The 16,713-nt window shown below is 43.6% G+C and carries 17 protein-coding genes, 1 riboswitch and 1 other annotated feature (1 of these 19 running past the window's edge); of the genes, 5 read left to right on the top strand and 12 right to left on the bottom strand.

All coding sequences use genetic code 11. From position 1 onward, the window contains the following. Positions 1-26: a sequence feature (His leader region), on the bottom strand (it extends 113 nt beyond the left edge of the window). A 179-nt stretch (positions 27-205) separates the two neighbouring features. Next, the gene (gene tet(35), locus ABMY42_RS17715) at positions 206-1,807 is read right to left on the bottom strand and encodes a tetracycline efflux Na+/H+ antiporter family transporter Tet(35) (protein ID WP_038897437.1); all 1,602 of its coding nucleotides are present in this window, start codon (positions 1,805-1,807) and stop codon (positions 206-208) included. A 109-nt stretch (positions 1,808-1,916) separates the two neighbouring features. Beyond that, positions 1,917-2,098, bottom strand: a riboswitch (Lysine riboswitch). Between the two features lie 600 nt (positions 2,099-2,698). Between tet(35) and ABMY42_RS17710 the strand changes: the two genes are divergently transcribed. Further along, entirely contained in the window at positions 2,699-3,106 is a 408-nt protein-coding gene (locus tag ABMY42_RS17710; RefSeq protein ID WP_005450770.1) for an H-NS family nucleoid-associated regulatory protein, read from the top strand. A gap of 136 nt (positions 3,107-3,242) precedes the next feature. Here the strand turns inward: ABMY42_RS17710 and ABMY42_RS17705 are convergent, their stop codons facing one another. Both ABMY42_RS17705 and ABMY42_RS17700 read right to left on the bottom strand, forming a co-directional pair. Further along, the gene (locus ABMY42_RS17705; RefSeq protein WP_005450773.1) at positions 3,243-4,547 is read right to left on the bottom strand and encodes an inosine/guanosine kinase; all 1,305 of its coding nucleotides are present in this window, start codon (positions 4,545-4,547) and stop codon (positions 3,243-3,245) included. Between the two features lie 117 nt (positions 4,548-4,664). Then, entirely contained in the window at positions 4,665-4,934 is a 270-nt protein-coding gene (locus ABMY42_RS17700; protein WP_005450775.1) for a hypothetical protein, read from the bottom strand. 190 nt (positions 4,935-5,124) lie between these two features. Between ABMY42_RS17700 and mnmA the strand changes: the two genes are divergently transcribed. The 3 genes from mnmA (at position 5,125) to purB (ending at position 8,419) form a co-directional block, all read left to right on the top strand. Continuing rightward, positions 5,125-6,267 (top strand): tRNA 2-thiouridine(34) synthase MnmA, encoded by a 1,143-nt coding sequence (mnmA, locus tag ABMY42_RS17695; RefSeq protein ID WP_005450776.1) that lies wholly within the window; start codon positions 5,125-5,127, stop codon positions 6,265-6,267. A gap of 10 nt (positions 6,268-6,277) precedes the next feature. Continuing rightward, complete coding sequence (gene hflD / locus ABMY42_RS17690; RefSeq protein ID WP_005450778.1) at positions 6,278-6,895, top strand: high frequency lysogenization protein HflD; 618 nt, start codon at positions 6,278-6,280, stop codon at positions 6,893-6,895. Between the two features lie 153 nt (positions 6,896-7,048). Then, complete coding sequence (gene purB, locus ABMY42_RS17685; RefSeq protein ID WP_005378198.1) at positions 7,049-8,419, top strand: adenylosuccinate lyase; 1,371 nt, start codon at positions 7,049-7,051, stop codon at positions 8,417-8,419. A gap of 165 nt (positions 8,420-8,584) precedes the next feature. Here purB and ABMY42_RS17680 read toward each other — a convergent pair whose 3' ends face one another. From ABMY42_RS17680 to htpX, 9 genes are all read right to left on the bottom strand, one after another. Next, positions 8,585-9,103, bottom strand: coding sequence for a DUF3833 domain-containing protein (locus tag ABMY42_RS17680; protein ID WP_005450780.1), 519 nt, complete (start codon positions 9,101-9,103; stop codon positions 8,585-8,587). Positions 9,104-9,117: 14 nt separating this feature from the next. Further along, a complete protein-coding gene (locus ABMY42_RS17675; protein WP_017188200.1) occupies positions 9,118-9,711 on the bottom strand; it encodes a chalcone isomerase family protein in 594 nt (197 codons plus the stop codon). Continuing rightward, entirely contained in the window at positions 9,671-10,183 is a 513-nt protein-coding gene (locus ABMY42_RS17670) for a DUF2878 domain-containing protein (RefSeq protein ID WP_349266588.1), read from the bottom strand. Before ABMY42_RS17670 ends, ABMY42_RS17675 begins: the two co-directional genes overlap by 41 nt. 6 nt (positions 10,184-10,189) lie before the next feature. Further along, a complete protein-coding gene (locus ABMY42_RS17665) occupies positions 10,190-11,446 on the bottom strand; it encodes a cyclopropane-fatty-acyl-phospholipid synthase family protein (RefSeq protein ID WP_005450783.1) in 1,257 nt (418 codons plus the stop codon). Continuing rightward, positions 11,440-12,261 carry a DUF1365 family protein gene (locus tag ABMY42_RS17660; protein WP_005450784.1) on the bottom strand — a complete coding sequence of 274 codons (822 nt, stop codon included), beginning with the start codon at positions 12,259-12,261 and terminating at the stop codon, positions 11,440-11,442. Before ABMY42_RS17660 ends, ABMY42_RS17665 begins: the two co-directional genes overlap by 7 nt. 1 nt (position 12,262) lies before the next feature. Next, positions 12,263-13,573, bottom strand: a complete 1,311-nt coding sequence (locus ABMY42_RS17655; protein WP_349266587.1) for an NAD(P)/FAD-dependent oxidoreductase — start codon at positions 13,571-13,573, stop codon at positions 12,263-12,265. 12 nt (positions 13,574-13,585) lie between these two features. After that, a complete protein-coding gene (locus ABMY42_RS17650; protein WP_017819149.1) occupies positions 13,586-14,311 on the bottom strand; it encodes an SDR family oxidoreductase in 726 nt (241 codons plus the stop codon). Beyond that, positions 14,308-14,727: a nuclear transport factor 2 family protein gene (locus ABMY42_RS17645; RefSeq protein WP_005450787.1), complete on the bottom strand. Its 420-nt coding sequence runs from the start codon at positions 14,725-14,727 to the stop codon at positions 14,308-14,310. Before ABMY42_RS17645 ends, ABMY42_RS17650 begins: the two co-directional genes overlap by 4 nt. A 228-nt stretch (positions 14,728-14,955) precedes the next feature. Further along, positions 14,956-15,825, bottom strand: coding sequence for a protease HtpX (gene htpX, locus ABMY42_RS17640; RefSeq protein ID WP_005450788.1), 870 nt, complete (start codon positions 15,823-15,825; stop codon positions 14,956-14,958). 637 nt (positions 15,826-16,462) lie between these two features. On the opposite strand from htpX, the gene ABMY42_RS17635 reads away from it, so the two are divergent. Beyond that, complete coding sequence (locus ABMY42_RS17635; RefSeq protein ID WP_274876783.1) at positions 16,463-16,630, top strand: hypothetical protein; 168 nt, start codon at positions 16,463-16,465, stop codon at positions 16,628-16,630. Positions 16,631-16,713 lie beyond the last annotated feature (83 nt).

The raw sequence follows: 16,713 nt of genomic DNA, 5'->3' as shown, positions 1-16,713 counted from the left end.
ACTAGACTGGGTGATGGTGATGATGAATGTTCATTACAAAATTACGCATACTTATTTAAGGCTCGATTGTGTTGCTTCGTTAACAACCACACTAACTAAGCTGCTAACTTTTTTCAACCTTTAATTTTAAAAAAATACGAATTGTATAATACAAATAAAAAAGGAGGCCGAAGCCCCCTGTTATTTTAACATTTAATTCAACAACTTATGCACTCTGACAAGATGCCATTTTTGACTTTGAAAGCCATGACAAAATCGCACAAACGATAACGAATGTAATCGATGCTGCGATGAAAGAGAACGCAATTGAAGCCGTCATACCAAGAGCAATAAAGCCCACGCATGAAACAAGCGCGACTGATAATGCATAAGGTAACTGAGTTGATACGTGATCGATATGGTTACAACGTGCACCAGTCGATGACAAGATAGTCGTATCTGAGATTGGAGAACAGTGGTCACCGAATACCGCACCAGCAAGAACCGCACTTAGCATTGGTAGCATAAGCGCTACATCTGTTGCGCCCGCCATATCGCCCGCGATTGGTAGCATGATACCGAACGTACCCCATGAAGTACCTGTCGAGAACGCCATTAGACCAGACAGCAAGAATAGGATAACTGGCAGCCAGTGTGGGTTGATGTTGCCTTGTGCCATTGTAGATAGGTAAGAACCTGTCTTCATGTCACCGATAACAGAACCGATAGTCCAAGCAAACACTAGGATTAGGATTGCACCAAACATTGATTTAGCACCAATCCAAAGCGTACGTGCAATCTCAACCATTGGTAGACCTTGCTTCAGCACCGTAAATAGCGCGACAGCAAGACCAAGTAAGCTACCGTAAATTAGAGAAGTACCAACATCAGTATTCTCAAACGCACCTAACAAAGCAAATTCTTTGCCATCTGCTGCTAGTGCTTGACCACCGGTGTAAAGCATTGAAGCAATCGTTGCCACAATAAGCGTAACGATTGGAAGAACTAGGTCAGAAACCTTACCCTTCTCACTTTCACGGATATCTAGCTCTTCATTTAGCTCATGCGCTTCTTGAGTATCATTTTCTTTATCTTTATCGAAACCACGGCCTTGAGACGCCGCGATTTCGTGATCACGCATCTTACCAATATCCAAACCAAACCACGCCACTGCGAATACCATTAGCAGAGCAAATACAGCGTAGAAGTTCATTGGGATAAGGCGAACATAAGCGCCTAGTGCAGAATATTCTGTGATGCCATGTGACACCAAGATACCACCGATAATAGTAATGATGTATGCACCCCAGCTTGATGCTGGCATGATCACACACATAGGTGCTGCTGTGGAGTCTAAGATGTACGCTAGCTTAGCGCGAGAGACGTAAAAGCGGTCAGTTACTGGACGAGAGATCGCACCAACAGCAAGACTGTTAAAGTAATCGTCGACAAAAATGAATACGCCAAGGAAAGCTGCAAGAAGTTTAGAGCCACGTTTACTTTTTACGCGTGTTTGCGCCCATTCAGCGAAAGCACGAGTACCACCAGAAAGTGTTAACAACGCTGTTGTCATACCTAAAAGAATAAGGAAGCCAACAATACTCATGTTCCAAGTATTGATACCACCGTCTTCAATAAAGACAGAAGAAACTTGAGAACTAACATAACCTACCGTATTACCGATAGACCAATCGTTAAGAAGTACCGCACCCAGCACGATACCAACACCAAGAGAAACTAAAACACGTCGAGTTAGAATCGCCAGCGTCAGCGCGACAATAGGCGGTAATAACGAAACAGGAGAATGTGCAAAATCTATTAAATTCATGATCTTCAAAAACCAAAGTTTGGCTAGAGATCTACTGCAGACAAGTCACGTAGCATACGGTACGTGCTCATGTTGAACTTAGCGACAGGGAAGCGAACACTTCACCCAACCCTACAGTAGCGCTCCATAGTTTAATGTAAATATACTATGGCAGTGTTGTTCCTTTCAGAGACAACCCCAGCAAGTGGTTTCGATAGCCCCACTTACTTCGGCAATCTTCGCCTTCCACTATTATTCATTGGCATCACCCCAATAATAGCTACTCTTCGAGACTGCACCTCTACGGCAATAACAAACAATTAACCGTTAATCGTACAAATTAACAACAATTTATCTGCAATATTGCATCAGGTGGTTGTCATTGTACCTATGAAGCCTCCCATTGCAACACATCAAACTAAATTAAATGAATAAATAATCGCGATTTCGATTTATAAATGAAATGTGACCAAATCATACATTGCGCAACTGCAATCACTTCAACCTTGTCCATTATGAAACTTTATTACTACTATTAAATACGCCATAGTTTTACGTGCAACAATAAATGAATGAAATATGACAGTGATAGCATTTGCCATCTAATCCTTTTCTGTCAGAAAAAGGGAAATTTAATTCAAGCTATAAATAAACATGATAGCGATCGAGAAAAAGACCGTATCTATTAAGTAAAAATTGTCTGAAGTGGCTAATTAAATTTCAAATTGATTAATTAATATTGTTAGAACCCGAAAAAACTAAAGAAATTTAATCTAAATCATGAATTAGCATTTGCACATATCAGAAAGATAAAGTTAAATATAAGGACTCTATGTTTATTTCTAGATTCACATTTAATTTATCTTATCGATAAGCGATGTAGAATCTTTTAACCTATTAATAGGAATCGTCATGTCAGAGCTGACTAAAACACTTCTAAATATCCGTAGCCTTCGTGCATTTTCTCGTGAGCTGACTCTAGAACAATTGGAAGAAGCTCTAGATAAACTAACTATCGTTGTTCAAGAGCGTCAAGAAGCAGAAGAAGCAGACCGCGCAGCACAAGCTGAGCAAGAAGCTAAACTGGCTGCTATCGCTGAGCAAATCGCTCAAGACGGTATCGATGTTGAAGCGCTAATTAGTGCACTTGCTGGTGAAACAAAAACTAAAGCAAAAACTAAACGTGCTCCTCGCCCTGCTAAATACAAATACACTGACGTAAGCGGTGAAGAGAAAACTTGGACAGGTCAAGGTCGTACACCTTCTGCAATCCAAGAGCAACTAGATGCAGGTAAATCTCTAGATGATTTCCTAATCTAAGAATAGATTTATGAAATTTTAAAAAGGTTCCCTATGGGAGCCTTTTTTATTTTTCTGTAAATAGATACAAAAATGGCGCATTTTGAATGCGCCATTTTTTGCGTATGTGAGAAGTTGGTTAATTCAACAGAATCTATTAACGTTCCCAGTATGCTTCTTCTAAACTATCTTCGCGCTCAGGAAGACCACGAGAAAGACGTGGTGAATGCTGCACTAACACTTCGTAACTCGCGCGGTTTGCGTATTTACAAACTTGAGAGAACGAAGAGTAAGTTAAATACTCATTGCTGTGCTTGCTAGAGTTAGGCACATTTTCTTTGTGGTATTTATTTGCAGCCATATCGTGAAGTACTGCTGACAATGCTGCATCACCTGCGCCATTAGTATTTTTAATTTTTTCTGGGCCACCCATGTATGGGGAGATATGTGAATATACTTTGATTGCATTTTCACATGAGTCTTTCTTTGCAGGTCGGCTAAATTCAAAACGGTTGAATTCGGCAATAGAACCAGGAAGCAGCGGCAACGACGTTTCACGCTTCGCGCTTTCTTCTGTATAACCCGCCATAAATAGACCAACAGGACCTGCTGTACATAACACAAGGTCAGCCCACTCAAGCGTCTTATCCGACGCCGCTAGCGGATCAGATTCGCCCGTTAGCGCTTCCGCTTCGTCTTCATTCATTGCAACAACGGATACATTGTCACGAATAAATTCTTGCCAGAATGTTGGGTCATCTTGAATAACAAATTTAGTTCCTAGTGTTAGTACCACAGGAACATCATGTTTCTTCGCGTATTCAATTGCACGCATCGTTGCTTCCGGCATTGGGTCGCCTTCTTTACAACGAACTAGGTAAGCAGTCAGTACTAACGCAGACGCGCTCTTGAAGATTTTCTCAGGGATGTTGTCTGGGTGAAGTTGGTTCATTTGACCTTCACTGATTGCGAAAGTACGTTCACCATCTTCTGTAATCAGAGCGAAACAGCGACCGATGGCACCTTCAACACCTTGTAGGTAGTTCAGGTCCATACGGCTAGAAGTGTTACATAGGTAGCGGTAACCGTAGCTACCAATTTTGATGTCCTGACTCATTACACCCAAAAGCGTTGAACGGTCATCCGCTAACACAGAATAGTTGTGTAGCGTGTTACCAATTGTGCCACCAGCATACTCATTGGTAATTAAGCATTCTTCTTTTAGCTGTTGGTATAGCGCTTCTGCAGTCGCGTCATCAATTACCAACGAGTGTCCTTTACTCAAACCGTACTTTTCAATCACATCCGTTGTAACTTTCGCTTCAATATCAACCAGCGTTTGGTCAATGCCGATGATGTGAGTGCGCGTCATCTTTTTGCTTTCTTGTGCTTGGCTCACCAATGGGTCACGAGCATGAACAGGAAAATAGTGCTTCGATTTGCGTTGTCCAGGAAATTTCATATTGTTAGTCTGAGTAAGGGGATGAAAAGGAGAACGGATTCTATACCGCCGTCATTAAAGCAGCAATAAAGGCAATTATAGCAAACGTTTGCAGTCCGCTTTTTTCTTTCAATCGCCCTATTCGCCTTCCATGAAACCAAGATCTGGCAGTTGTTCGAGGTGTTCACTGTAACGCTTAAGGTCGAACTCCCCACCGTTCTTCATTACGTCAAAAATCTCAATAGACATAGCACACGCCATCATCGCCACCGCATCTTCACGTGGTGTGCCTGTCATCATTAGACGCATCAGCGTTTCTTTCACCTTAAGTGGATTACCATCTTCAAGTTGATTTTCAACAATTTCAATCAACTCAGCTTCTTGCATAAATTGGTTTTCTTCAGTCATTTGATTTTTCCTCTTGGATTTTTGCCAACTATGCCATATATAACCCTTCTATACTTATCGAATTTAATACTCACGTTCGCATTTGGATAAATTTAAGCCAAAATCGAAGTGTGATTTCGATCTCGGATCTGTCACCGGTCAGTGGATTCTGGTAGAATCTGCGTCCCGTTAATTTTAGTGGTGTTTAGTAATGTCTGATAACAGCCAAAAGAAAGTCATCGTCGGTATGTCCGGCGGCGTTGATTCATCTGTTTCTGCGTATCTTCTAAAGCAACAAGGCTACCAAGTAGAAGGCCTGTTCATGAAGAACTGGGAAGAAGATGACAACGAAGAATATTGTACAGCAGCAGAAGATCTTGCTGATGCGCAGGCAGTATGTGACAAGCTAGGCATCCACCTACACACTATCAACTTTGCTGCTGAATACTGGGATAATGTATTTGAATACTTCCTTGCGGAATACAAAGCAGGTCGTACACCAAACCCAGACATTCTTTGTAACAAAGAAATCAAATTCAAAGCATTTCTAGAATTTGCGGATGAAGTGCTTGATGCAGATTACATCGCAATGGGTCACTACGTACGCCGCTCTTTCCCAGAAGACGCTTTACCTGGGGAAGAACAGGAAAAACCACAAATGCTACGTGGTCTAGATGGCAACAAAGACCAGAGCTACTTCCTATACACATTAAGCCACGAGCAGATTGCACGTAGCCTATTCCCTGTTGGTGATTTAGAGAAGCCAGAAGTGCGCCGTATCGCAGAAGAGCAAGACCTGATCACAGCGAAGAAGAAAGATTCTACCGGTATCTGTTTCATCGGTGAACGTAAGTTTACGGAATTCCTAGGTCGTTACCTTCCTGCTCAACCGGGTAATATCGAAACGCCAGAAGGCGAAGTGATCGGTCAGCATCAAGGTTTGATGTACCACACATTAGGTCAACGCAAAGGTCTTCATATCGGTGGTCGTAAAGGCGGTGGCGGTAACGAAGACCCATGGTTTGTTGGTGAGAAAGATCTAGAACGTAACGTTTTGATTGCGGTTCAAGGTAAAGACCACCCAATGCTGAAATCAGAAGGTCTACTTGCATCACAACTTCACTGGGTAGATCGTGAGCCAATTCGCGATGTTATGAAGTGCACAGTGAAAACTCGTTACCGTCAGGAAGATATTCCTTGTACAATCATCCCTATCGATGATGAAAACATTAAAGTGATCTTTGACGAGCCACAAATTGCTGTAACGCCAGGTCAATCAGCCGTGTTCTATAAAGATGACGTGTGCCTTGGTGGCGGCATCATCGAGCAACGCATTAAATATTCTCAAGCTTAGGAGTCGTTACGTGGCGAATACACTTTATGACCGTACTATCGCTTTTGCAGGTATCTGCCAAGCTGTTGCTTTGGTTCAACAGGTAGCGAGAGACGGACATTGTGATCAAGATGCCTTTGAAACGTCAATTAACGCCATTTTGAATACTAGCCCAGCCAACACCATCGGTGTTTTCGGTCGCGAAGCCGACCTTAAGCTGGGTCTTGAATGCTTGGTGAAAGGGATTGATAGCACCCCATCTGGAAGTGAAGTCACTCGCTACATCATCAGCCTAATGGCATTAGAGCGCAAGCTATCGGGTCGTAACGATGCAATGTCACAACTTGGTGACCGCATTCAAATGGCTCAGCGTCAAACGGAACATTTTGAATTGCTAGATGATCAAATGATCAGCAACCTAGCGAGCATTTACTTGGATGTAGTCAGCCCTATTGGTCCTCGTATTCAAGTAACTGGTACTCCATCTGTACTGCAACAAACCGCTAACCAGCACAAAGTTCGTGCGTTGTTGTTATCGGGTATTCGTAGCGCAGTACTCTGGCGTCAAGTTGGCGGTAAACGTCGCCACCTGATCTTCGGACGCAAGAAGATGGTAGAGCAAGCACAAATCCTTCTTGCTCGAATGTAATAAGGTATCAAGTAAGCAGCTCGCGTTTATCGCGAGCTCATTTTTTTCGATCAAAACAAATCCCGCGCAAACGTTTGCGCAATATTCGTGACAATTGCCACAGTTATTGGTATAAAGCTCACGAAATTTAGAAACCCAATTCAGGAGAACATCATGGAACTGTCAGCATTGACTGCTGTTTCACCAGTAGACGGCCGTTACGGAAGCAAGACAATTGCGTTACGCGAAATTTTCAGTGAATACGGTCTACTAAAGTACCGTACTATCGTTGAAATCCGCTGGCTACAAAAGCTTGCTGCTACTGCTGAAATTGCAGAAGTGCCAGCGTTTAGCGCAGAAGCAAACCAATTCCTAGACGACCTTGCTGCAAACTTCTCTGAAGAAGATGCACGCCGAATCAAAGAGATCGAGCGTACAACTAACCACGACGTTAAAGCGGTTGAGTACTTCCTAAAAGAGAAAGTAGCAGACGTTCCTGAACTGCACGCAGTAAACGAGTTCTTCCACTTTGCATGTACTTCTGAAGACATCAACAACACTTCACACGCTCTTATGCTTAAAGAAGCGCGTGAGAACGTGATTCTTCCAGAAATCCGTAACCTAATCGACGCTATCAAAGCGCTAGCAGTGGAATACCGCGACATTCCTCTTCTATCTCGTACACACGGTCAGCCAGCTTCTCCATCAACAATGGGTAAAGAAATGGCAAACGTGGCGTACCGTATGGAGCGTCAATTCAAGCAAATCGAAAACGTTGAGATCCTAGCGAAAATCAACGGTGCAGTAGGTAACTACAACGCACACCTTTCTGCTTACCCAGAGCTAGATTGGCACAAGTTCTCTGAAGAGTTCATCACAGAGTCTCTAGGCGTAACTTGGAACCCTTACACAACTCAGATCGAACCGCACGATTACATCGCTGAACTGTTCGACGCTATCGCTCGTTTCAACACTATCTTGATTGACTTCGACCGTGACGTTTGGGGTTACATCGCACTAGGTCACTTCAAGCAAAAAACCATTGCTGGTGAGATTGGTTCTTCAACAATGCCTCACAAAGTTAACCCAATCGACTTTGAAAACTCAGAAGGTAACCTAGGTCTTGCGAACGCTGTATTCGGTCACCTAGCACAGAAACTACCTATCTCCCGTTGGCAACGTGACCTAACTGACTCAACAGTTCTACGTAACCTTGGTGTTGGTGTTGGCTACGCAATTATCGCTTACACTTCTACGCTTAAAGGCATCAGCAAGCTAGAAGTAAACCGCGAAGCACTTCTTGCTGAACTAGACAAAAACTGGGAAGTACTTGCAGAACCAGTACAAACAGTAATGCGTCGTTACGGCATCGAGAAGCCTTACGAGAAACTAAAAGAACTGACTCGTGGTAAGCGTGTAGATGGTGAAGCAATGCGTAACTTCATCGACGGTCTTGAGCTTCCTGAGCACGAGAAAGCGCGACTTAAAGAGATGACACCAGCGAACTACATCGGTCAAGCAATTGAGTTGACAGACAAGCTGTAAGAGAATCGAATGATAAAGAGGGTTGACGTGAAAGCGTCAACCCTTTCTTTATTTTAGGGGGAACGAACTGCACCCTATGCAGCGCAGTGATTCGGAATAATGGATAAGGCTCTATTCATGAAGCGAAGCGTTCTCGAATCTCGAAGACCAGCATTACCAGCAATTTTATTGCCTCTGAAAAAACAGAGTAATCGTCCCTACTTCGATCCCAAACTTCTTGATCTTAGTGAGATTAAACACGTGCATTTCGTCTTGGCGGTAGAGCCAGTCATCAAATGAAACCGTGATAGTTGAATCATCCATTTTTAGCTCAAAATCGTACTGCCATTGCAGAGCGTTTCCTACCTCTTTGCCCGTAGCGACACCAATAATATCATCCGCTTTCCCCTGATAAGTACCGTCTGCAAGTTTGGTAATGACCCAGATTCGCTGGTCAAGTTCACCATCGTCAAAGACAAAGTCTTCCACCAGCGTCAACTCATTGCCTTCAACCGTTCCAACAATATCGACTTCAAAGCGGCGAGTTTGCTTCTCGGTGTAATCTTGAACCATCCCCCACGCTTTGACATCGCCTTCAAAGTAGCCAAATAAATCAAAAGCCGGTGAGGACGCCTGGTAATTATCTATGTCAGCTGAACATGCGCCGAGTAACGTTGCAGCAGCGACAACCGATGTTTTGATCATTCGTTTTATTATTTTCACTGCCTCACCTGCCCGATCAGTTGTTTACGAAGTTTTGGGAATTCCGTCTGTGGTGATAACCAAATTGAAAGAAAGGCATCATTGAGGCGCTCATCATTCACATAACCAACCGTCTGGTAAGGTTTACTGCCTGCTTGACGATAAATCAGTTGACCATTTTTACCATCGGTAAGGTAGGTAAGCTCATCGCCTTTCTTGATGTCAGGAAACATAGTGTTCAATTCAGAAATCCACTGCTGGCGATAAGCCTGAGTAAAACCCAGCTTTTGCCATTGTTCGTCGGTCACATCAAGTAGCTGGTCTCTACTGATATCGCGCTGATAGTTAATCTCGAGTGCAAATGGATGGGGAGAAATATCACCGGACACCATATATATGCCCTCAGGCGCTTTTAAGCGAGATTTATAGATATCAAACACGAACCAAGTGAGCTGCGCTTCACCGACAGTTTGCCATTGCTGCCAATCGCTATTTGTTACTCCGTTTGTACTCGTCACACTTTGCGCTTGCAAAGGCACCGCACAGAATAAGGAGGCGACTATTACACTGCTAGTCAGTTTCCGTTTCCAATTTATCTTCCAACTTTTCATTTCCGTACACCTTGAGTATCAATAGCATCATCAAACACCATACAACGAACAAAATCGCTAGTGTCGCGCTAACGCTGAAACCAAACTCGACAGCCTCAAGCTTATAACCGGCAAAGTAGCTGGCTGTGCCTCCGAGACCACCTACTATTGATACGTAAATTTTGGGGAAACGGTACAAAATTGACTTAAGTTGATAAGCGTACCAAGAGAACAGAACCCACAAACAGGTGAGCCATAAGGGTAACCACGTGGTCGGAAATATAAAGACAGAAAATTGCTTATTGAGTGTGTCTAGCACCAAACCCACAAAGACAACCATGGTGATACGTTTGAGAGCAAAGGGCTCCACTCTCCAACAATGTACTATCGTCAGCAATGTAAGTATTAAGGTCAGCGACTGCCACTGATAGGTTCCAAGTACAGCTAAAAACCAGCATAGTTGGAACCAAGTTGACGCTAAAAACACTTTCATGACGAACTACGGACGCTGAAACGTCATATGAACCGCACTGATCGTGCGAGCTAGAAACCCACCTTCACAGTAACTTAGATAGTATCGCCACATACGTACAAAGCGATCATCGTAACCAAACGCACGCACGTCATGCTCTGATTGATTAAAGCGGTGGTGCCATTCGTTAAGCGTCTTGGCGTAATCCAACCCAATATCAAACAAGTCTCGCGTCACCAGGTCACTGTGTTTAGTTGTTGCTTGGGTGAGTGACGTTACCGAAGGTAAAAAACCGCCAGGGAAAATGTATTTCTGAATGAAGTCGACATTGTTGCTGTAGTAATCGTAACGCTGATCGGCAATAGTAATCGCTTGGATAGCCATCAAACCACCCGACTTTAGCAGGGACTCACACTTCTTGATATAAGAAGGTAAAAATTGCTTACCCACGGCTTCTATCATCTCAATAGAAACAAGCTTGTCATAAGACCCCGTTAAGTTTCGGTAATCTTCTTTAAGCAAGGTGATTTTGTCGGTCAAACCACGCTCATTTATCTTCTGTTCAGCGTAGGCATACTGTTCTTCAGAAATGGTTGTCGTGGTCACTCGACAGCCATACTGCTCAGCCATATAAATCGCCATTGCGCCCCAACCGGTACCAATTTCAATGACATGGTCGCTAGGTTTGAGCTCAAGTTGTTGACACAGGCGTTCCATCTTATTGATTTGCGCCTGCTCTAATGAGTCATCCACTTGGTTGTACAGGGCCGACGAGTACAGCATATTCGTATCAAGAAATGCTTCATACAAATTGTTGCCTAAATCGTAATGAGCGTGAATGTTTTTGCGCGAATTTTCTTGCGAATTGCGATTTGTCCAATGGCTCACCTTATATAACAGCCTCGTTATCCAGCTGCCCTGCTCTTCAAGCTTATCCAGCGCTCGCATGTTAAGCGCCATTAGCTTCATCAATGCTGTCAGATCTGGACTATCCCACCACCCATCCATATAGGCTTCACCCGCAGCGATACTGCCGCCCTGTAGAATTCGGGAGTAGAACCCCGGATGCTTAACTTCAATAGTTGCAGCAACGGGTTCTCCGTTATGCTCACCATTGGGCGTCGAAAAACGTTCGCTACGCTCAGTCGTTTCTGTCTTGAAGCTCTCAATGACCGTTAAGCATCCAATCTCCATCTTTTGCAGACACTGGAAAAGAACTCCACGGGCCGCTTTTTGCGTTGTTGTTAATTCACGCGGCATTGCGATAGAAGTTGTATTTAACATGCAGAGTTCTCCTTATGCTTATTATTTTTCTTGTCTTCACCCACATGGTTTGCTTCGCCCTTACTGGATTGAGCGTATTTTGGATGTGAGTAAAAAGGTGCGCCTTTAATCCACAATTTCAGTGCGTGCCAATAAATACCAACCATTACTTTTACCGTTTGAATCGGCGTAACGATCAAGCATTTCAACAAGGCATTACTTGAAAAGGGCTTGGCTTTCATAGCCATAGTCGCATCAAAATGTTTTTCGCCTTTATGGCATTCCAAATGAATATTCAGCTTGTCTGTTAAAGGTTTGATTTTCCATCGGTACAGTTGGTCGATTGGGTTGAAAGGAGAAACATGAAATGCTTTGTTCTGCTCCCACCCAAACTCTTCATCTTGCTCGTCCGCTGCTACCGCATAATAATGACGTTCATTCCAAGGTGTGTTGCTCACCTCTGCTAGAAGGTACTTCCATTCCCCTTCTTTGTTATAAACGTAGTAGAAATTGACCGGACTGAAATAGAGTCCTAGATAACGTAAGTGACAAACCGCTATCACTTTACCGGTCAAACGAACACCAGCTAGCGCTTCCAGTTTGTCTTGAACCGCAGATTTTACGCACCCTTTACCACCGATATAATCACTGCGCTTAAAACGTGCCCAATGCCACCATCGCGAACCAAAGCCCCATACTTTTTTCTCTAACGCTTCGAGCTCGTCCACGTCGATGGCTGGCATAAATAGTGAGTAATTCAACTCATGCTTTATAGGCGTAAAGCGACGGTGACGGACGTTGCCTATAAATAATCTGCTGTTCATCTGACTATCCATATCATGCCGCGCCTTTTTCAAAAGGAACCACATTTTGCTCGCGGTACTTTTCTTCTAGCCCTTGAACAACATCGAGTGCGCTACGGACACCATCTTCATGGAAACCGTTGTACCAATAAGCACCGCAGAACCATGTGCCTTGTATACCTTGCACTTCGTCTTTACGTTGCTGTGCAGCGATAGACTCCGTCGTAAACACAGGGTGATGATAAGTGAATGAGCGTAGGATTTTGTTTGGGTCGATTTGTTCCGTACTGTTCAAAGTGACACAGAAAGTATGCTCAGACTGGACATGCTGAAGGATATTCATGTTGTAAGTAAGCGAAGGAAGTCGTTGCTGCTCATCTTCACTGCCTTCTAGCAGATAATTCCATGACGCCCACGCTGCCTTACGTTTTGGCAGTAAACGGGTGTCTGTATGCAGTACAACCTCGTTTGCTTGATAGGTCATATCCCCTAGAATTTCCTGCTCGGTTTGGCTGATATCTCCTAGCATTCTCATTGCTTGATCACTGTGACAAGCAAAGATAACGTCATCAAACCAATGTGTTTCTCCATGAACCTGAACACCTACGCCATTTTCAGTTCGGATAACTTTCTCTACAGGGCTGTTTAGACGAATATTATTGGCATAGCCTTTCGTTAGAGGCGTGATGTAAGAGCGAGAGCCACCTTTAACCACGTACCATTGTGGGCGATTTGTAATATCCAACAAACCGTGGTTGAGGAAGAAGCGTAAAAAAAACATAAGCGGGAATGCACGCATATCCGCTAGTGTCGACGACCAAATTGCAGCGCCCATCGGCAAGATGTAGTTGTCGGTAAAGAAAGCACTGAATTTGTGCTCATCCAGAAACGACCCCAACGTCTGGTTATTAGTTAACTGTTCATTGGCAAAGCTTTTAGCCAGTTTGTTGAAGCGAAGGATTTCAAAAATAAAACGATAGAACTTTGGATTTGCCCAATTTCGTTTTTGAGCAAACAATGTCGATACAGTGTGTCCGTTGTATTCCAATCCATTACCATCGTTTCTGACGCTGAAGCTCATCTGAGTAGGAATGCCTTCAACGCCAATCTCATCCATCATTTCTATGAAGTTTGGGTATGTACGATCGTTGTATACGATAAACCCAGTGTCGATTGCATACTCTTTACCATCAAGACTGACATCAACAGTCGCCGTATGACCACCAACGTAATCATTCGCTTCAAACAACGTCACGTCATGTTCTTTATGTAAGTAATAGCCACATGTGAGACCAGATATCCCTGTACCTACGATGGCGATTTTTTTTCTTCCTGCCGTATTCATGATTCTTCCTTCTTATGATGCGAGTTTTGAGGTAAGCCGAGCTTGCCAGCTATACGGAAGCAACGAGATAAAACGCAGAACACCGGTGAATCTCGCCGGGAAATAAATATGGCTTTTGTTGGCATCCAACTGTTTTCGAATCGCAGCTGAAGCCTGATTGACAGAAACAATCATCGGCATGTCAAACGTGTTTTTGTCAGTAAGTGGCGTTTCGACAAAGCCAGGGAACACCGTCACCACTTTGATACCTTTCTTCTTCAAATCGACGGCTAGCGTACGTGCAAAGTAACTGACGGCTGCTTTTGAAGCGCCGTAGGCTTCAGCACGAGGCAATGCGACCTCTGACGCGATTGACCCGACAATTACGACACGATGCCCACGTTCAAATTGCCCCTGACACGCTTCGACACAATTGGCCACACCAACGACGTTAACGTTCATAACACGCGCCATGAGTTGCGCATCAACAATGCCATCATCCATGTATTCACAGTCACCGGCATTGAAAATCCAAGTTTCAGGGATAAACGGCAGTTGAGAGAGAGCTTGAATTGTTTCGTCGTACTGAGTCACGTCGAAGCGTAAAGTCGACATGTTGGTTGAACCTTTTTCTAGCTCAGCCAATACAGCTTCGTTACGACCACATGCAATCACTTTCCAACCTTCATTGGCATAATCCAAGGCGAGCTGTTTGCCAATGCCTGAAGTTGCCCCGGTGATAAGTACTGAGCCACTCATTGCCCTAACCTCTGTTTAATGGTTTTGACGACAGAACCTAGGAGCGGTAGGTTCTCGTAGAGCATTTCGCCCAAATCAAAATAATCACGATGGTAAATGACTTGCCCTTCACAAAACTTAAGGTGGGATACACCATTTACAGATATCGGCGCACCCTTTTGAAGCTTAGGATGTTGTAAATCCATCGTCCAAGTGAGAAACCCAGTTTCTCCGACTTGTTGATGGTCATGGATAACGAAGTCACAGCGAATGACATTGGTGTATAAGGACTGAAAGTAATCGGAAAGTGCAGGCCACCCTTCTAATCGATGGGCTGCATCTTCAAACACCACATCTCGGTGGTAAACCCCTTCAAGCAAATGCAAGTTTGCTTTACTCAACTTCTGATATATGTTGCCAACTGACTGAATGTCCATTCCTTTGCTCCTATACCACATCAAAAGTTGTACAAAAATATCATATGTACAAGATAGACTAATCATGAAAAGTTGTACAAAAATATTTTTGTATAACTTTGTTTCTGAACAGTGATACGTGATGAAGTACAGCAGAGATCAACAGACACAAAAAAAGGCTTGGTTAAAAAACCAAGCCTTTTCAAAATTTTAACTAGCAGTAAGTTGAACTGTTAGCTTACAACGTGATTAGTATTGTTGGCTACGTAGCGCTGCAATACGTTTATCTAACGGTGGGTGGCTCATTAGAAGTTCTGTCATCGAGCGCTTACCGTTAATACCAAATGCCATCATAGTGCCATCTAGTTGAGATTCGTGGCTCATCTTCAAGCGCTCTAGTGCTGCGATCATCTTCTCTTTACCGACTAATTGAGCAGCCCCTGCGTCTGCGTGGAATTCACGATGGCGGCTGTACCACATGGTTAAGAAACTTGCTAGAAACCCGAATACCAGTTCAAGTACCATAGATACACCAAAGTAAACCATCATGTTGGTACCTTGACCTTCCTCATCATCGTTAGAAGCAACAATATTTGCGATAAAGCGAGATAGGAAGATAACAAACGTATTCACCACGCCTTGCATTAGCGTCATCGTTACCATGTCACCATTAGCGATGTGGCTAACTTCGTGCGCCAATACCGCTTCTGCTTCATCACGGGTCATGTTGTGTAGCAGACCGGTAGAAACTGCAACCAATGAATCGTCGCGTTTTGCACCCGTTGCGAATGCGTTGATGTCCGCAGAATCATAAATTGCAACAGTTGGCATACCAATGCCAGCTTGCTGAGCTTGACGTCCAACCGTTTCAAGAAGCCAATGCTCTGTTTCGTTACGAGGACTTTCGATGACCATGCCACCCACAGAACGCAGTGCCATGCCCTTAGACATCATTAACGAAATAAATGCGCCACCAAAACCAAATACAGCAGCCATCACAAGTAGACCAGATAGACTGCCTGGTTGCATTCCAGTTACAGCGTAAACAATATTCAGAACAACACTAAGCACTAGCACAACAGCTAGGTTAGTTGCTAGGAATAACATAATTCGCTTCATTACTTTTCTCCGAGGAAGCTTATCGTTTTTTAAAACAGATGTTTTTTAAACGGATTATTATATGGAACAGGTTTTTATAAGTAACAGAACGCTTGAAAAGCTGATTCCGCTTAGTTTCGTGCTCCGTTGCGTTATAGATATAGTCTATCCGCGATAAAAACAAGGTTAAGCAATAAATTGCAACATTTGTTTTCGAGACTGAAATAATATACCCAAGTAACCTCGAGATGCTAGGTTCAGCGAGAATGACTTGGTTTGTAGACGCGGCGACGATTTAAAGATCTAGTCACTCTAAATCAAGAATCGGCAACAAAGTATACAAGCCAAGACAACTCGCCCTTCGGGAGCGTGTCATTGCCTCGATTTCTGCGTCAAACAACTTGGAAAGAGCTGGCTATTACGCGGTGTTGTTTTCCTTGAACTCGAATCAATGACAACGCTCTGAATCCTGCATCTTGAAGTCACTTGGGTATACACACCTTTTTACACTCTTAAATCAGCACTTTAGACCGAGTATAGACTTTGGTCTTATTGTGCGACTATCTGTACGTGCTAGATTCGGGTTAGATGAACGAAACGGGGTTAGCTTTTAGGACAATTAAGCAGCTCCAAACTTCCATGTCTTGAGGGAAAAATCATGGTAGAAACTAACGACTATCAAATGGCTATCGATCTACTTTGTTGTCACCTGGGTATCTCAGAGGATGAGGCAAAGCAACAACTAGGTATTTCAACCGATGCTCAAATGTCAAAGCGCGTTGTAGAAACACAACAGGCGTTGATGGGGCTTAGCCAAGAGAAATAAACTGAACGTCGAATCTTACGATTAGACACAAAGGTTTACACGAAAAAAGGGCTGCATTTCGCAGCCCTTTTGGTTTTAACTAA

This window comes from Vibrio sp. SSH13-20, assembly GCF_040104475.1.
Classification (GTDB): Bacteria; Pseudomonadota; Gammaproteobacteria; order Enterobacterales; family Vibrionaceae; genus Vibrio; species Vibrio harveyi.
This window is presented reverse-complemented; position numbering and strand designations above follow the sequence as displayed.